At 69.8% G+C, this 15,999-nt stretch carries 12 protein-coding genes; all 12 read left to right on the forward strand.

Annotated features, from left to right (window positions below):
- The first annotated feature begins 2 nt into the window (after positions 1 to 2).
- The 12 genes from murD (at position 3) to recN (ending at position 15,988) form a co-directional block, all read left to right on the forward strand.
- Positions 3 to 1,397 (forward strand): UDP-N-acetylmuramoyl-L-alanine--D-glutamate ligase, encoded by a 1,395-nt coding sequence (gene murD, locus LXB15_RS05265; protein ID WP_233951435.1) that lies wholly within the window; start codon positions 3 to 5, stop codon positions 1,395 to 1,397.
- A 2-nt stretch (positions 1,398 to 1,399) separates the two neighbouring features.
- Positions 1,400 to 2,554, forward strand: coding sequence for a putative lipid II flippase FtsW (gene ftsW, locus LXB15_RS05270; protein ID WP_233951437.1), 1,155 nt, complete (start codon positions 1,400 to 1,402; stop codon positions 2,552 to 2,554).
- Between the two features lie 131 nt (positions 2,555 to 2,685).
- Positions 2,686 to 3,792, forward strand: a complete 1,107-nt coding sequence (gene murG, locus LXB15_RS05275; protein WP_370640178.1) for an undecaprenyldiphospho-muramoylpentapeptide beta-N-acetylglucosaminyltransferase — start codon at positions 2,686 to 2,688, stop codon at positions 3,790 to 3,792.
- Between the two features lie 38 nt (positions 3,793 to 3,830).
- On the forward strand, positions 3,831 to 5,246 hold the full coding sequence (gene murC, locus LXB15_RS05280) for a UDP-N-acetylmuramate--L-alanine ligase (protein WP_233951439.1): 1,416 nt from the start codon (positions 3,831 to 3,833) through the stop codon (positions 5,244 to 5,246).
- Positions 5,239 to 6,207 carry a UDP-N-acetylmuramate dehydrogenase gene (gene murB, locus LXB15_RS05285; RefSeq protein WP_233951440.1) on the forward strand — a complete coding sequence of 323 codons (969 nt, stop codon included), beginning with the start codon at positions 5,239 to 5,241 and terminating at the stop codon, positions 6,205 to 6,207. Before murC ends, murB begins: the two co-directional genes overlap by 8 nt.
- 824 nt (positions 6,208 to 7,031) lie before the next feature.
- The gene (locus LXB15_RS05290; RefSeq protein WP_233951441.1) at positions 7,032 to 7,955 is read left to right on the forward strand and encodes a D-alanine--D-alanine ligase; all 924 of its coding nucleotides are present in this window, start codon (positions 7,032 to 7,034) and stop codon (positions 7,953 to 7,955) included.
- Complete coding sequence (locus LXB15_RS05295; RefSeq protein ID WP_233951443.1) at positions 7,943 to 8,845, forward strand: cell division protein FtsQ/DivIB; 903 nt, start codon at positions 7,943 to 7,945, stop codon at positions 8,843 to 8,845. The genes LXB15_RS05290 and LXB15_RS05295 overlap by 13 nt, the downstream gene beginning before the upstream one ends.
- Positions 8,842 to 10,167, forward strand: a complete 1,326-nt coding sequence (gene ftsA / locus LXB15_RS05300; protein ID WP_233951445.1) for a cell division protein FtsA — start codon at positions 8,842 to 8,844, stop codon at positions 10,165 to 10,167. Before LXB15_RS05295 ends, ftsA begins: the two co-directional genes overlap by 4 nt.
- Positions 10,168 to 10,288: 121 nt before the next feature.
- Positions 10,289 to 11,857 (forward strand): cell division protein FtsZ, encoded by a 1,569-nt coding sequence (gene ftsZ, locus LXB15_RS05305; protein ID WP_233951447.1) that lies wholly within the window; start codon positions 10,289 to 10,291, stop codon positions 11,855 to 11,857.
- Between the two features lie 318 nt (positions 11,858 to 12,175).
- The gene (gene lpxC / locus LXB15_RS05310) at positions 12,176 to 13,114 is read left to right on the forward strand and encodes a UDP-3-O-acyl-N-acetylglucosamine deacetylase (RefSeq protein ID WP_233951448.1); all 939 of its coding nucleotides are present in this window, start codon (positions 12,176 to 12,178) and stop codon (positions 13,112 to 13,114) included.
- 118 nt (positions 13,115 to 13,232) lie between these two features.
- Positions 13,233 to 14,114 (forward strand): outer membrane protein assembly factor BamD, encoded by an 882-nt coding sequence (locus LXB15_RS05315; protein WP_255696725.1) that lies wholly within the window; start codon positions 13,233 to 13,235, stop codon positions 14,112 to 14,114.
- Between the two features lie 197 nt (positions 14,115 to 14,311).
- The gene (gene recN, locus LXB15_RS05320; protein WP_233951449.1) at positions 14,312 to 15,988 is read left to right on the forward strand and encodes a DNA repair protein RecN; all 1,677 of its coding nucleotides are present in this window, start codon (positions 14,312 to 14,314) and stop codon (positions 15,986 to 15,988) included.
- Positions 15,989 to 15,999: the final 11 nt, after the last annotated feature.

Consider the following 15,999-nt stretch of genomic DNA (forward strand, 5'->3'; position numbering starts at 1 on the left):
CGATGATCGCGGCCGAAAGCTTCTCCGGCAGATCCGTGGCGCTGTTCGGGCTCGGCGGCTCGGGCCGCGCCACCGCCCTGTCGCTGGTCGAGGGCGGCGCCCGGCTGACGGCGTTCGACGACAATCCCGACAGCGTCGCGGCAGCAGCAGCCGCGGGCATTCCGACCGGCGACCTGCGTGATGCCGACTGGACGGGCTTCGCCGCCCTGGTGCTGGCGCCGGGCGTGCCGCTGACGCATCCGCGGCCGCACTGGACGGTGGAACTGGCACGGGCGGCGGGCGTGCCGGTGATCGGCGACATCGAATTGTTCAGCCGCGAGCGGCAGGCCCGGGCGCCCGAGGCGCCGCTGGTCGCCATCACCGGCACCAACGGCAAGTCGACGACGACGGCGCTGATTGCCCACTGCCTGCGTTCCGCCGGACGAGACACGCAGATGGGCGGCAATATCGGCGTCGCGGTGATGACGCTGGAGCCGCCGGCGCCGGGGCGCCATTACGTGCTGGAATGCTCGTCCTACCAGATCGACCTCGCGCCGACGCTGGCGCCTTCGGTCGGCATCCTCCTCAATCTGACGCCTGACCACCTCGACCGGCACGGCACGATGAGCCAGTACGCGGCGATCAAGGCGCGGCTGGTAGCGGGATCCGACACCGCCGTCGTCGGCATCGACGACGCGCATTGCCGGCGCATCGCCGAGGAACTGGAGAGCGAGGGCAGGGCGGTCATCCGCATATCGCAGTCGGACGATGCCAGCGCGGCGGTGGGTTTCGACGGGCGGGCGCTGCTGCGCCGCATGCCGGGGCTTGCCGAGGCCCGCTTCGACCTTGCCGGGATCGGCTCGCTGCGCGGCCGTCACAACGCCCAGAATGCCGCGGCGGCGGTGGCGGCGCTCAGCCTCGCCGGCCTGTCCAGCGACGAGATCGAGGCCGGGCTGCAGAGCTTCCCGGGTCTCGCCCATCGCATGGAGATGGTCGGCCGCCACGGCGGCGTGCTGTTCGTCAACGATTCCAAGGCCACCAATGCCGACGCGGCGGCGACCGCTTTGGCGAGCTTCCCGCGGGTTCACTGGATCGCCGGCGGCCTGGCGAAGGAGGGCGGGATCGCGCCGCTGGCGCCGTTCTTCCCGAAGATCGCCAAGGCCTATCTGATCGGCGAGGCGGCGCCGGCCTTCGCGGCGACGCTTGGTAAACGAATTCCTTACGAAATCTCCGATACGCTGGACGTCGCCGTGCGGCATGCCGCGGCGGACGCCGCCGCGGACGGCGGCGAGGCCGTCGTCCTCCTGTCGCCGGCCTGCGCGAGTTTCGACCAGTTCCGCAATTTCGAGGTGCGGGGCGACGCCTTCCGGGAAGCGGTGGGGCGCCTTCCCGGCATCGAGATGGTCCAGAGGGGATGAGCATGACGAGCCGGACCAAGCGTGGCGTGGTCAGCGACTGGTGGTGGGGCGTCGACCGATGGTTCCTCGCGGCCTTCCTGACCCTGCTGGTCGGCGGGCTGGTGCTCTCCTTCGCGGCGAGCCCGCCGGTCGCCGAGCGGATCGGGCTCGAACCCTTCCACTTCGTCAAGCGCCACGCGGTCTTCCTGCTGCCGTCGCTGGCGGTGATGTTCGGATGTTCGCTGCTGTCGCCGCGCGGCGTGCGGCGCACCGCGCTGCTGATCCTCGGTGCGTCGCTGCTGCTGATGGTGCTGGCGCTGTTCTTCGGCACCGAGATCAAGGGCGCCCGCCGCTGGATCGAGCTCGGACCGCTGAACATCCAGCCGTCGGAGTTCATGAAGCCGACCTTCGTGGTGATCTGCGCCTGGCTGTTCGCCGAGAAGGAGCGCCGGCCGGACATTCCCGGCAACATGTTCGCGATGATCCTCCTGCTGGTCGCGGTGGCGCTGCTGGTTGCCCAGCCCGATCTCGGCCAGACCATCCTGGTCGCCGCCGCCTGGGGCGCGCTGTTCTTCATGGCCGGCATGTCGTGGCTGTGGATCGCGCTGCTCGGCGGCATGGCACTCGGCGGCTCGGCGCTGGCCTATTTCGCCTTTCCGCACGTCGCCAGCCGCATCGACCGGTTCCTCACCGGCGAAGGCGACACGTACCAGACCGACACCGCTCGCGAGGCGATCATGCGCGGCGGCTGGCTCGGCCAGGGACCCGGCGAGGGCACGGTCAAGCGCATGCTGCCGGACAGCCACACCGACTTCGCCTTCGCGGTGATCGCCGAGGAGTTCGGCATCATCACCTGCATGGCGCTGGCGGCGATCTTCGCCTTCATCGTGGTGCGCGGCCTGACGGTCGCCGGACAGCAGCGCGACGTCTTCAACCGGCTGGCGATCTCCGGCCTCGTCCTGCTGTTCGGACTGCAGTCGATCATCAACATGGCGGTCAACCTGCAGCTGATGCCGGCCAAGGGCATGACGCTGCCGTTCATCTCCTATGGCGGGTCGTCGATGCTGGCGATCGCCATGTCGGCCGGGTTCATCCTGGCGCTGACGCGGCGACGGCCGGAGAACCGCTCGCACACCGACCGGCTGGTCCAGCGGACCTATCAGCTGCACGGCGCCTGACGAACGCCGGCGGGGCGGCGGACACAAGTCCCCGCCCTGCCGGCCGCCGGGCCTTGGCAAGACGGCGACCGCGCAATAGGTCGTGACGACGTTCCTTTCCGCGCCGGCCTCACAGACCGGCCAACCGCCCGGTGCGCATGACGACCATCCTTCTCTCCGCCGGCGGGACCGGCGGCCATCTGTTTCCGGCCGAGGCGCTGGCGCACGAACTCGTGGCGCGCGGCCACGACGTGCAGCTCGTCACCGACGATCGGGCCGGACGCTTCGCCGACCGCTTCCCGGTGGCGACGGTGCATCGCGTGCGGTCCGCCACCTTCGCTTCAAAAAACCCGATCAAGGTACTGGCGACCCTGTGGACGCTGTGGCGCGGCTTCCGCGAGGCGGGGGCGCTGGTGCGGCGCATCCGGCCGGCGGTGGTCGTCGGCTTCGGCGGCTATCCGACGGTGCCGCCGCTGATGGCGGCGATCCGCGCGGGCCGGGCGACGCTCATCCACGAGCAGAACGCGGTGATGGGCCGGGCGAACAAGTTCCTGGCGCCGCGTGTCGACCGCATCGCCGTCGGCATCTCGCAGCAGACCATCGATCCGGCCTATGCCCGCAAGGTCGCGGTGACCGGCAACCCGGTGCGTCCGGCGGTGATCGCGGCTTCCGCTATTCCCTACCGGGCCGCCGGCCCCGACGAGCCGTTCAAGCTGGTGGTGTTCGGCGGTAGCCAGGGGGCGCAGTTCTTCTCCGAGGCGGTGCCGGCGGCCATCGACCTGCTGCCGGAGGGACTGCGTCGCCGGCTGGTGGTGACGCAGCAGGCGCGGGCGGACGACGAAGCCGCGGTGCGGCGCTTCTACGAGGAGCGCGGCATCCCGGCCGAAGTGGCGCCGTTCTTCGCCGCCATGGCCGAGCGCATTGGTGCGGCGCATCTGGTGATCAGCCGTTCCGGCGCCTCCACCGTCTCGGAGATCGCGGTGATTGGCCGGCCATCGATTCTGGTGCCGTACCCCTACGCGCTCGACCACGACCAGGCGGCGAACGCGGCGCGGCTGGAGGCCGAGGGCGGGGCGCTGGTGGTTCGCCAGGCAGAGCTGACGCCGGAGCGCCTGGCGGGACTCGTTGCCGGCATCGCCGGCGATCAGCAGCGGGCGACGAGCATGGCGACCGCCGCCCGGGCGACTGGCATTCCGGATGCCGCCCGGTTGCTCGCCGACCTGGTTGAGTCTATGCCGCGCTCTGACGAAGGGCGCTGATCGGCAGCTTCCTGCCGCAGCAGTCGAGGGGGATGCGCATGAAGATGCCGCCGAATATCGGGCCGGTCCATTTCATCGGAATCGGTGGCATCGGGATGAGCGGAATCGCCGAGGTGCTCGTCGATCTCGGCTACACCGTGCAGGGCTCCGACCAGTCCGAGAACGCCAATGTCCAGCGGCTGCGCGAGATGGGCGTGACGGTGCATATCGGCCATGCCGCGGAAAATCTCGGCAAGGCGGAGGTCATCGTCGTCTCGACGGCGATCAAGCGCGCCAATCCCGAACTGGCGGCGGCGCGGGAACGGCTGCTGCCGATCGTCCGGCGCGCCGAGATGCTGGCCGAACTGATGCGCTTCCGTTCGGCCATCGCCATCGGCGGCACGCACGGCAAGACCACGACGACCTCCATGGTGGCGACGCTGCTCGACGCCGGCGGCCTCGACCCGACGGTGGTCAACGGCGGCATCATCAACGCCTACGGCACCAACGCGCGCATGGGCGCCGGCGACTGGATGGTGGTGGAGGCCGACGAATCCGACGGCACCTTCCTGAAGCTGCCGGCCGACATCGCGGTGGTCACCAATATCGACCCCGAGCACCTCGACCATTACGGCACGTTCGACAAGGTCCGCGACGCCTTCCGCGCCTTCGTCGAGAACGTGCCGTTCTACGGCTTTGCGGTGATGTGCCTCGACCATCCCGAGGTGCAGACCCTGGTCGGCGAGATCGAGGACCGCCGGGTCATCACCTATGGCGAGAACCTGCAGGCGGACGTGCGCTTCGAGAATGTCCGCTACGAGACCGGCAACTCGCTGTTCGACGTGACGATCCGCGACCGCATCACCGGCGAGACGCACGTCATCGACCGACTCAAGCTGCCGATGCCGGGCCGGCACAACGTCTCCAACGCCACTGCGGCGATCGCCGTCGCCCACTGGCTGAAGATCCCGGCGGATTCGATCCGCGCGGGGCTTGCGGCGTTCGGCGGCGTGAAGCGCCGCTTCACCCTGACCGGCACGGTCGGCGGCGTCACCATCTACGACGATTACGGCCACCACCCGGTGGAGATCCGCGCGGTGCTGGCCGCGGCGCGCGCCTCGTCGACCGGGCGGGTGATCGCCGTCGTGCAGCCGCACCGCTACACGCGGCTGCAGTCGCTGTTCGCCGACTTCGCCGCCTGCTTCAACGACGCCGACACGGTGGTCATCGCGCCGGTCTATGCCGCCGGCGAGGAGCCGATCGAGTTCGTGACGTCGGAGATGCTGGTCGAGCGGCTGAAGCTCGGCGGCCATCGCGACGCGCGGCTGATCGATGGGCCGGAGGAACTGGCGCCGCTGATCCACCGCGTGGCCCAGCCGGGCGACATGGTGATCTGCCTCGGTGCCGGGTCGATCACCCAGTGGGCCTACGCGCTGCCGCGCGATCTCGAGGCGCTGGCGGCGGACGATGCCTGAGGTGGATGGCGCCAGGCTGCTCGCCCGCCTGGGCGACCGCCTGAAGGATGTGCGCGGGCGGCTGACGCCCGATGCCGGCATGGACAAGATCACCTGGTTCCGCACCGGCGGCCCGGCGGAACTCCTGTTCCAGCCGGCCGACGAGGCGGATCTGTCGGCCTTCCTGGCGGCGCTGCCCGAGGACGTGCCGGTGATGGTTGTCGGCATCGGCTCGAACCTGCTGGTGCGCGACGGCGGCATTCCGGGCGTGGTGATCCGCCTCTCGGCCAAGGGCTTCGGCCAGGTGGAGCGGTCCGGCGAAACCACGATCATGGCCGGCGCCGCGGCGCCGGACAAGCGGCTGGCGGCGGTGGCGCTGGAGGCGGGGCTGGGCGGCTTCCACTTCTATCACGGCATCCCGGGCGCCATCGGCGGGGCGCTGCGGATGAATGCCGGCGCCAACGGCGCCGAGACGCGGGAGCGGGTGCGCGAGGTCCGCGCCGTGGACCGCCGCGGCGAGGTACATGTCCTCTCCAACGCGGCGATGGGCTATTCCTACCGCCACTCCGAGGCGCCCGGCGACCTGATCTTCACCAGCGCGGTGTTCGAGGGCGAGGCCGCCGAACCGGCGGAGATCCGCGCCTTGATGGACGAGGTCCAGCACCATCGCGAGACCGTCCAGCCGATCCGCGAGAAGACCGGCGGCTCGACCTTCAAGAACCCGCCCGGCACCTCCGCCTGGAAGGAGGTCGACCGCGCCGGCTGCCGCGGCCTGACGGTCGGCGGGGCTCAGATGTCCGAGATGCACTGCAACTTCATGATCAACACCGGCACAGCGACCGGCCATGACCTGGAGACGCTCGGCGAGACCGTGCGGGCGCGGGTGCTGGAGACCTCGGGCATCCGGCTCGAGTGGGAGATCAAGCGGCTGGGGCGGTTTGCCGAAGGGCAGGGCGTCGAGCCGTTTCTGGGCAGGGGCTGAGGCGGGGCCTCCAGGCGGCGCCGCTCTCCCGGTTCTTTGTGGAGCGCCGAGCGCTGACGCTTCGATCTCCCCCCTTGTGGGGGAGATGCCTGGCAAGGCAGAGGGGGGTGTGAAGCCCTGCCAAGTTCGATGCCGTAGCACCCCCCTCTGGGCTGCCGCCCATCTCCCCCACAAGGGGGGAGATCAGCCAGTCTCCGAGCGGGTCGCCAGTGGCCAATTGTGCAAAGTCTGAATCACATCAGGCGGCTGGTCGAATTTCCTCATCGTCAACGATAAGCTGAAGCTCACCGTGGACTTCGCCAACGCCGGCTGGAAGCGCGGGCTGGTAGGGTTTGCTGCGCCGGTGCGAGGCTGAGGCAGCCTCTCCCCCCTTGAGGGGGGAGAAAGCGATTTCATCGGCTTAGGGCCGCAGGTCCTAAGCGACAGAAATCGCAAGAGAGGGGTGCTCTTCCGTGCGGATCACCGCCCGCTTGCAACGTCCTTTTACCCCTCTCTTGCCTTTTCTGCGACTTGGCCCTCGGCAAGCCTCGGGACCAAGACCGCGAAAAGGCTTTCTCTCCCTCAAGGGGAGAGAGGGCGCCTCAACGCCGACGCCTGCTTCGCTACGCGGATTTGCACCTTCTCCCCCTTGAGGGGAGAGAGGGCGCCCCACCTCGGACGCGGCCCGTCCGTCATGGATCACCTCTCTCCAGCTGCCGCATTTTCGCCTGTCTGCCGACAGGATTACGATTTTCTTGCTTTCGCCCCAATCGGTTAACTCCTGCTTAACCATCGGACTGCGATGAATGGCCGGAAGCCTTCGTGCAGTTTGGAAACGGGCGTCCATGGCCAAGAATGTCGCGGTTTTGATGGGTGGATTTTCGTCGGAGCGGCCGGTGAGCCTGCGCTCCGGTGCTGCCTGCGCCGCTGCGCTGGAGACCGCCGGCTACAACGTGACGACGGTCGATGTCGGCCGCGACGTCGCAACGGTGCTGTCGGAACTCCGCCCGGACGTCGCGTTTAACGCGCTGCACGGCCCGTACGGCGAAGACGGCACCATCCAGGGCATTCTGGAATACCTGCAGATCCCCTACACCCATTCGGGCGTCCTCGCCTCGGCGCTGGCGATGAACAAGCAGGTCGCCAAGACCATCGCGTCGGCTGCCGGCATTCCGGTCGCCGAAGCCAAGGTGATGCACCGCCACGCGGCCGCCAAGGCGCATGTCCTGTCGCCGCCCTACGTGGTCAAGCCGGTGGCGGAAGGGTCGAGCTTCGGCGTGCTGATCGTCCGCGAGGACCAGGAGCACCCGCCGCAGCAGCTCTACGGCGCCGACTGGCCCTATGGCGACATCGTCATGGTCGAGCGCTTCGTGCACGGCCGGGAGTTCACCTGCGCGGTGATGGGCGACGTCGCGCTCGAGGTCTGCGAGATCATCCCGGAAGGCCACGCCTTCTACGACTACGATTCCAAGTACGTCGCCGGCGGCTCGCGCCACGTCGTGCCGGCGGAGATCCCCGCGGCGGTGACGCGGCGAATCCAGGAATGGTCGCTCACGGCGCACCGCGTCATCGGCTGCCGCGGCGTGTCGCGCTCGGACTTCCGCTACGACGACCGGTTCGGCGAGGGCGGCGAGGTCATCTGGCTGGAGATCAACACCCAGCCCGGCATGACCGAGGTCTCGCTGGTGCCCGACATCGCCGCCGCCTCCGGCCACAGCTTTCCGGAACTGCTCACCTGGATGGTGGAGGACGCGTCATGCGGGCGATGAGCGACGACTATCGGCCGCTGCGCGCGCCCGGCCGGCTGACGCTGCATGTCGTGCGCCTCGCGCGGCGGGCCTCGAGCGGCGCCGCGGCGCTGGCCCATGCGCCGTTGCCGCGCTTCGGCATGCTGGCGGCGGCGGTGATCGGCTCCAGCGTCGTCTACGGCATCTCCGCCGGCGGCCACACGGTGACCGTCATCGACGCCTTCGCCCAGCCGCTCGGCTTCTCGATCAACCGGGTCGACGTCGAGGGCAACGACGAGACCTCCGAGATCGACGCCCTGCAGGCGCTCTGGCAGACCGGCTCGCAGAGCCTGTTCTCGCTCGACCCCGCGGCAGCGCGCGAGACGCTCGAGGCGATGCCCTGGGTCGACCGCGCCTCGGTGGCGAAGGTCTTCCCGGACCATGTCCGGATCACCCTGTCGGAGCACCGGCCCTACGCGGTCTGGCAGCGCGGCACGGAGTTCCTGGTCGTCAACCGCGAGGGAAGGGAGATCGTGCCCTACACGCCGGGCCGCTACGCGGCGCTGCCGATCGTCGTCGGCACCGGCGCGGCGAGTTCCGCCGCCGCGCTGATCGACGAGATGGAAGTGCTGCCCGAGCTTCGCGCAAGGGTCAGGGCCTACATTCGGGTCGGCGACCGCCGGTGGGACCTGCGGCTCGAGAATGGCGTGACCATACGGTTGCCGGAAAATGGGGCGGTCGAAGCCCTGGCGGAGGTGGCACGGATGGATCGGGAACACGGATTGCTGTCACGCGACATCGAGGCCGTGGACGTGCGCCTCAGCGACCGGATGGTCGTCAAGCTGACGCCGGAAGCCCTGGTGCGCCGCAACGCTGCGCTCGAGGAGCGCGAGAAGATCATGAAGCGTAGCCGGAAGGACAACCCGGTATGAGTCTGTTTGCACGAGGCCGGGGCGATCTGCCGCGCATCAGCGCGCTGCCCAAGCGCCGGACGCGGGTGATTTCCGTGCTCGACGTGGGCTCGGAGAAGGTCACCTGCCTGATCGCCCGGCTGCGGCCGCGGCTGCCCAGCGAGATGCTGCCCGGCCGCACCCACGCCATCGAGGTTGTCGGCGTCGGCCACCAGCGCTCGCACGGCATCAAGTCGGGCGTCGTCGTCGACCTCGACGCCGCCGAGCAGGCGATCCGCCACTGCGTCGAGGCCGCCGAGCGGATGGCCGGCCTGACCATCGAATCCCTCATCGTCTCGGTCACCGCCGGGCGGCTGAAGAGCCTGCGCGGCTACGCCGAGATCGACACCGACGGCGAGATCACCCGTCTCGACATCGCCAAGGTGCTCGGCCAGGCGGCGCGCGTGCCGCTCGACGACAACCGCGTCGCGCTGCACTCGATCGGCTGCGACTACGCGATCGACGGCGAGGGCGGCGTCGAGCAGGTCCTCGGCATGAGCGGTTCGCGGCTCGGCGCGTCGATGCACGTGCTGGCGGCCGAGGAAACGCCGCTGCGCAATCTCGAGGCGGTGATCAACCGGGCGCATCTGATGGTCGAGGCGTTCGTCGCCACGCCCTATGCCAGCGCGCTGTCGACGCTGGTCGAGGACGAGGCCGCCATGGGGTCGGCCTGCATCGACATGGGCGGCGGCGCGACCACCATCGCGATCTTCCAGAACGGCCGGTTCGTCTATGCCGACCAGGTCGCCATGGGCGGCCACCACATCACCATGGACCTGGCGCGCGGCCTGTCGATCCGGCCGGCCGACGCCGAGCGGCTCAAGGTCATGCACGGCTGCACGCTGAGCGAACTTCTGGAGGACGGCGAGACCGTGCAGGTCGCGCCGCTCGGCGAGGACGGCAACGAGGCGCCGATCACCGTCGCCCGCTCGCTGGTCGCCAAGATCATCCTGCCGCGCGTCGAGGAGACGCTGGAACTGGTGCGCGACCGGCTCGCCGCCTCCGGCCTCGGCCACGTCATCGGCAAGCGCGTCGTCCTCACCGGCGGCGCCAGCCAGCTGGCCGGGCTCGGCGAGACGGCCAAGAGCATCCTGCAGCGCAATGTCCGGCTGGGACGCCCGGTGGGCGTCTCCGGGCTCAACCCGTCGCACAAGGGACCGGCCTTCGCGACGGCGGTGGGGCTGCTGATCTTTCCGCAGGTGGCGCATCGCGAATACGTCGCGGAAACCTCGATCGCGGCCTTCGCGGTCGACGAGAATACCAGGACAGGGCGGATCGGCTCATGGCTCCGGCGGAGCCTCTGACGACACCCGCGGCGCAAGCCGCCGGGTTGCCAAGTGAACGGTGCGCCGTGCGCCGGCAGACATGGATCAAGGGATCGGCCGCGCGGCGAGACGGCCCGAACAGTGGAACGAGGAACGAACGATGAGCATCACCCTCAACAAGCCGGACATCACCGAGCTGAAGCCCCGCATCACCGTCTTCGGCGTTGGCGGCGGCGGCTGCAACGCCGTCAACAACATGATCAACGCCGGCCTCGAAGGGGTCGAGTTCGTGATCGCCAACACCGATGCGCAGGCCCTGCGCTCGTCGCGGGCCGAACGCATCATCCAGATGGGCGTCGCCGTCACCGAGGGTCTCGGCGCCGGCTCGCAGCCGGAGGTCGGCCGCGCGGCGGCTGAAGAGTCGATCGACGAGATCTGCGATCACCTTCTCGGCTCGCACATGTGCTTCGTCACCGCCGGCATGGGCGGCGGCACCGGCACCGGCGCGGCCCCGGTCGTCGCCCGGGCGGCGCGTGAGAAGGGCATCCTGACCGTCGGCGTCGTCACCAAGCCGTTCCACTTCGAGGGCCAGCGCCGGCTGCGCATCGCCGACCAGGGCATCGAGGAACTGCAGAAGAACGTCGACACGCTGATCGTCATCCCGAACCAGAACCTGTTCCGGATCGCCAACGACAAGACCACCTTCGCGGACGCCTTCGGCATGGCCGACCAGGTGCTCTACTCGGGCGTTGCCTGCATCACCGACCTGATGGTCAAGGAAGGCCTGATCAATCTCGACTTCGCCGACGTCCGTTCGGTGATGCGCGAGATGGGCAAGGCGATGATGGGCACCGGCGAAGCCTCCGGCGAGGGCCGTGCGATGGCCGCCGCCGAGGCGGCGATCGCCAACCCGCTGCTCGACGAGACCTCGATGAAGGGCGCCAAGGGCCTGCTGATCTCGATCACCGGCGGCCGTGACCTGACGCTGTTCGAAGTCGACGAGGCGGCGACCCGCATCCGCGAGGAAGTCGACCAGGACGCCAACATCATCCTGGGCGCCACCTTCGACGAGAACCTCGAGGGCGTCATCCGCGTCTCGGTCGTCGCCACCGGCATCGACAAGGCCGACGGCTACGTCGCTTCCGAGCGGCCGATGATGGCCCAGACCCAGGCCGTCGCCCAGCCGGCCGCCGCCGCCCAGCCGCGCGCCGTCCCGGTCGCGCAGCCGGTGACCCAGCGTCCGGCCGAGGCCCATGCGGCCCCGGCGTTCGCCGCGGTCGAGGAAGACTTCGCCGCCGACGAGATCGAGGACGACTTCACCGCCGCGCTCGAGGCGGAGATCGCCCAGGTCAGCCCGTCGTCGGCCGCCGAGCGCCATGCCGCCGTCGTGCAGTCGCCGCGCATGCCGCGCGTCGAGGACTTCCCGCCGACGGTTCGTGCCGAGATCGAGAGCCGCGCAGCATCCGCCGACGGCCACGAGGATCGCGGCCCGATGGGCCTGCTGCGCCGCCTGACCACCGGCCTGTCGCGTCACCAGGACGAGGAGGGCGCCGCCGACACGCGCCGGCCCGCCGCGGAGCAGCCGCGCCGTGCCCCGGCCGAGCCGAGCCCCTACGCGCCGCGCCGCGTGGCGGCAGAATCGGCGGCCCGCCCGGTGGCCGCGCAGCGGCCGCAGAGCGACGACGATCAGCTTGAGATTCCTGCGTTTCTGCGCCGCCAGGCGAACTGATCCACGCACGTTGCAAGTTTGACACAGGGCCCGCCGGGAGACCGGCGGGCCCTTTCGCATCTAAGTTGTTGAAAATGGTCGCTTTTGCGATGCGTTAACCAGCTTCGCGGTAACAACGGGTAAGAAAGCGTGATTTGGCCCCCGACGGGCCTCGTTCTAGGACTTTCTACGCGTTTTGCAGGTTCTGCGTCGTGCTGGTCGTCGGGGGGCGATCAGCTTCTCACGGCAAGCAACCCGGAACGCCGAGGGGACGCCAGCCGCACAATGAGCGCGCCGTTCCTCGATCTGCATGGTGGGAAAGGTTTGCCGGTAGTGTCAATGTTTCAGCAGACGATAGGCTCGCGGATCGCGTTCGACGGTGTCGGCGTCCACAGCGGCCTGCCTGTCCAGCTCAGCCTGCTTCCGGCCGAAGCGAATACCGGCATCGTCTTCCATCTCTTCGACGGCAGCGAGCTGCTGCACGAAATCAAGGCGACCTCCGCCAACGCCGCCCTCATCGACCTCGCGACCGTGGTCGGTGACCCGCGTGGCGCGCACGTGTCGACCATCGAGCATCTGATGGCCTCGCTCTACGCGATGGGTGTCGACAACATCGTCGTGCAGATCGACGCGCAGGAAACCCCGATCATGGACGGCTGCGCCGCCGCCTTCATCGCGGCGATCCGCGAGGCCGGCACAGTGAGCCAGGCCTGCCGGCGCCGCTATCTGCGCGTGCTGAAGCCGGTGACCGTCGAGATGAACGGTGCCTGGGCCGAGTACCGCCCGCATAACGGCACGCGTTTCGAGGTCGAGATCGAATTCGACAGCCCGGCGATCGGACGCCAGGCCTACAGCGCCGACCTGACGGCCGAGCGCTTCGCGCGGGACCTCTCGCGGGCCCGCACCTTCGGCTTCATGAAGGATGTCGAGCGGCTGTGGGCGGCGGGCTTCGCGCTCGGCTCGTCGCTGGAGAATTCCGTGGTGATCGGCGAGGACGGCCGGGTGATCAACCCGGAAGGCCTGCGCTACAAGGACGAGTTCGTCCGCCACAAGACGCTGGACGCGATCGGCGACCAGGCGCTCGCCGGCGCCCGCGTCCTCGGCTGCTACCGCTCCTATCGCGGTGGGCACAAGCTCAACGCGCTGGCGCTGCAGGCCCTGCTTGCGGACCGGCGCGCCTACGAGATGATCGAGATGCCGTCGCGGCGGGTCGATCCCGTCCGCCACGCGCCGCTGGTCGCCGTCGCGGCGCCCGCCTACGGGCCACAAACGCTCTGAAGCGAGCGGTCGGGCGCAGCAGTCACAAAAAAGACGGCTTGGTGCGGCTTGAGCGTTGCCGGCATCGAAGGTCGGGCGTACACATGCCGGGCCTTTAGAAGGCAGGGGGTCGACGCATATGAGCAATCCGCAAACATCACGGGCCGTCCCGCGCTCGCGCCAGGCGACGCTCGGGCTGGCGACGGTCCTCGGGCTGGCGCTGGGCGGGCTTTCCGGCTGCATGTCGTCGGGCACCAGCGACGTCGACGCGCTGGCGCTCGCCGCGCAGACCGAACCGCCGGACGTGCTCTACAACCAGGGTCTCGCCAATCTCGAAGGTGGGCGCCTCAGCGAGGCGTCGGCGAAGTTCGAGGCGATCGACCGCCAGCATCCCTATTCGGAATGGGCCCGCAAGGCGCTGGTGATGCGCGCCTTCGCCAGCTACCGCAGCGGCGAGTACGAGGACGCCATCAGCTCGGCGAAGCGCTATCTGGCGCTCTACCCGGGCTCAGAGGACGCCGCCTACGCCCAGTACATCATCGGTCTCGCCTATTACCGGCAGATCCCGGACGTCACCCGCGACCAGAAGGAATCGGCGCGCGCCGCCGCGGCCATGCGCGAGGTGATGGAGCGCTATCCCGATTCGGAATATGCCGACGACGCCCGCACCAAGGTGCGCATCGCCCGCGACCAGCTGGCCGGCAAGGAGATGCAGGTCGGCCGCTATTATCTCGAGCGGCGCGAGTACCTGGCGGCGATCAACCGCTTCAAGAACGTCGTCGACGTCTATCCGGAATCGCGCCAGGTCGAGGAGGCGCTCGCGCGCCTGACCGAGGCCTATTACGCGATGGGCCTGACCAGCGAGGCGCAGGCCTCGGCCTCGGTTCTCGGCCAGAACTTCCCCGACTCGCCGTGGTACCGCGACACCTACCAGCTGCTGCAGAGCAAGGGCCTGTCGCCGCGCGATGGCGGCGCCAACTCGTGGTTCGCCAATGCCGGCCGGATGATCACCGGCGCCTGACGGCAGCCATCGGGCGAGGGCCCGGCGCCACCGCGCCGCGGGCCTGAGCCCTGCCAGACCAGAGAGTGCATTGAAAAGGCCGTCTTCCCCGGAAGGCGGCCTTTCGAATTCTCGACGCCGTGCCGATCGAGACAGGCCGCCCTATCTTCGCCTGGCTGTTGCCATAGCGACGGCGCTTCACTACCGACATTCGGGCCATGCTGGTTCACCTTTCGATCCGTGACATCGTTCTCATCGAACGGCTCGACCTCGCCCTCGCGGCGGGACTTTCGGTGCTGACCGGCGAGACCGGCGCCGGCAAGTCGATCCTGCTCGATGCGCTGTCGCTCGCCCTCGGCGGCCGCGGCGACGGCGGGCTGGTGCGCCATGGCGCCAGGCAGGGCGAGGTGACGGCGGTCTTCGACATCGCCGGCGATCATCGCGCCCGCGCCATGCTTGTCGAGAATGGCATCGACGCCGATGGCGACGTGATCCTGCGCCGCGTGCAGAGCGCCGACGGGCGCACGCGCGTGTTCGTCAACGACCGGCCGTCCAGCGTCGCGCTGATGCGCGACCTCGGCCAGCTGCTGGTCGAGATCCACGGCCAGCACGACGACCGGGCGCTGATCGACCCGGCCGCGCATCGCCTGCTGCTCGACCAGTACGGCGGCCTGCAGGCCGAGGCCGAGGCGGTGGCCCGCGCCCATGCCGCCTGGAAGGATTGCGAGCAGGCGCTGCTCCAGCACCGCGCCCGCGTCGAGGCGGCGCAGCGCGAGGCGGACTTCCTGCGCGCCTCGGTCGAGGAGCTGTCGGATCTCGCGCCGATCGCCGGCGAGGAGGAGGAACTCGCGGCACGGCGCCAGACGATGATGCGCTCGGAGAAGATCGCCACCGACGTCAGCGACGCCAACGAGGAGCTTTCCGGCCATGCCTCGCCGATCCCGCCGCTGGCGGGGCTCTTGAAGCGCCTCGACCGTCGCCGCGACGAGCTGCCGGGCCTGCTCGATCCCGCGATCGAGCGGATCGACGTGGCGCTCGACGCGCTGTCGGAGGCGCAGATGGCGCTGGCGGCGGCGCTGCGCTCGCTGGAGTTCGACCCGCGGGCGCTGGAGGAGACTGAGGAACGGCTGTTCGCGCTGCGGGCGGCGGGCCGCAAGTTCAACGTGCCGGTGGACGACCTGCCGGAGCTCACCGCCCGGATGATCGGCGATCTCGCGGATGTCGACGCGGGCGAGGAGCGCCTGCACCGGCTGGCGGCGGAGGCGGCGGAGAAGCGCGCGCAGTTCGCCGGCCTTGCCGCGGCCCTGTCGGAGAAGCGCCAGGTCGCCGCGCGGTTGCTCGAAGGCGCGGTGATGGCGGAGCTGCCCGACCTCAAGCTCGAACGCGCCGCCTTCATCGTCGAGTTGGCGAGCGACCCGGACCGCCCGTCGGCCGCCGGCATCGACAGCGTCGAGTTCTTCGTGCGCACCAATCCCGGCACGCGCCCCGGCCCGATGATGAAGGTCGCGTCGGGCGGCGAGCTGTCGCGCTTCCTGCTGGCGCTGAAGGTGGCGCTGGCCGACCGCGGCTCGGCGCCGACCCTCGTCTTCGACGAGATCGACACCGGCGTCGGCGGCGCAGTGGCGGATGCGATCGGGCGGCGGCTGGGCCGGCTGGCGGGCTCCGTCCAGGTTCTCGCGGTGACCCACGCGCCGCAGGTCGCCGCGCGCGCCACGACGCATCTGCTGATCTCCAAGGCCAGCACCGAAGGCGGCGAGGACCGGGTCGAGACCCGCGTCGCCACGATGGGCGAGGCCGGGCGGCGCGAGGAGATCGCGCGGATGCTCGCCGGCGAGAGCGTCACCGAGGAGGCCCGGGCCGCCGCGGCCCGGCTGATCGGCGCCGACGGGCGCTAGGGAGGCAGAGG

Origin of the sequence: Aurantimonas sp. HBX-1 (assembly GCF_021391535.1) — a bacterium.
Lineage (GTDB): Bacteria > Pseudomonadota > Alphaproteobacteria > Rhizobiales > Rhizobiaceae > Aurantimonas.

Coding starts and splice junctions, on each gene's coding strand:
- murB (WP_233951440.1), top strand. CDS start 5,239: ATGCCTGAGGTGGATGGCGCCAGGCTGCTCGCCCGCCTGGGCGACCGC.
- ftsA (WP_233951445.1), top strand. CDS start 8,842: ATGAGTCTGTTTGCACGAGGCCGGGGCGATCTGCCGCGCATCAGCGCG.
- LXB15_RS05290 (WP_233951441.1), top strand. CDS start 7,032: ATGGCCAAGAATGTCGCGGTTTTGATGGGTGGATTTTCGTCGGAGCGG.
- murC (WP_233951439.1), top strand. CDS start 3,831: ATGAAGATGCCGCCGAATATCGGGCCGGTCCATTTCATCGGAATCGGT.
- LXB15_RS05295 (WP_233951443.1), top strand. CDS start 7,943: ATGCGGGCGATGAGCGACGACTATCGGCCGCTGCGCGCGCCCGGCCGG.
- recN (WP_233951449.1), top strand. CDS start 14,312: ATGCTGGTTCACCTTTCGATCCGTGACATCGTTCTCATCGAACGGCTC.
- LXB15_RS05315 (WP_255696725.1), top strand. CDS start 13,233: ATGAGCAATCCGCAAACATCACGGGCCGTCCCGCGCTCGCGCCAGGCG.
- ftsZ (WP_233951447.1), top strand. CDS start 10,289: ATGAGCATCACCCTCAACAAGCCGGACATCACCGAGCTGAAGCCCCGC.
- ftsW (WP_233951437.1), top strand. CDS start 1,400: ATGACGAGCCGGACCAAGCGTGGCGTGGTCAGCGACTGGTGGTGGGGC.
- lpxC (WP_233951448.1), top strand. CDS start 12,176: ATGTTTCAGCAGACGATAGGCTCGCGGATCGCGTTCGACGGTGTCGGC.
- murD (WP_233951435.1), top strand. CDS start 3: ATGATCGCGGCCGAAAGCTTCTCCGGCAGATCCGTGGCGCTGTTCGGG.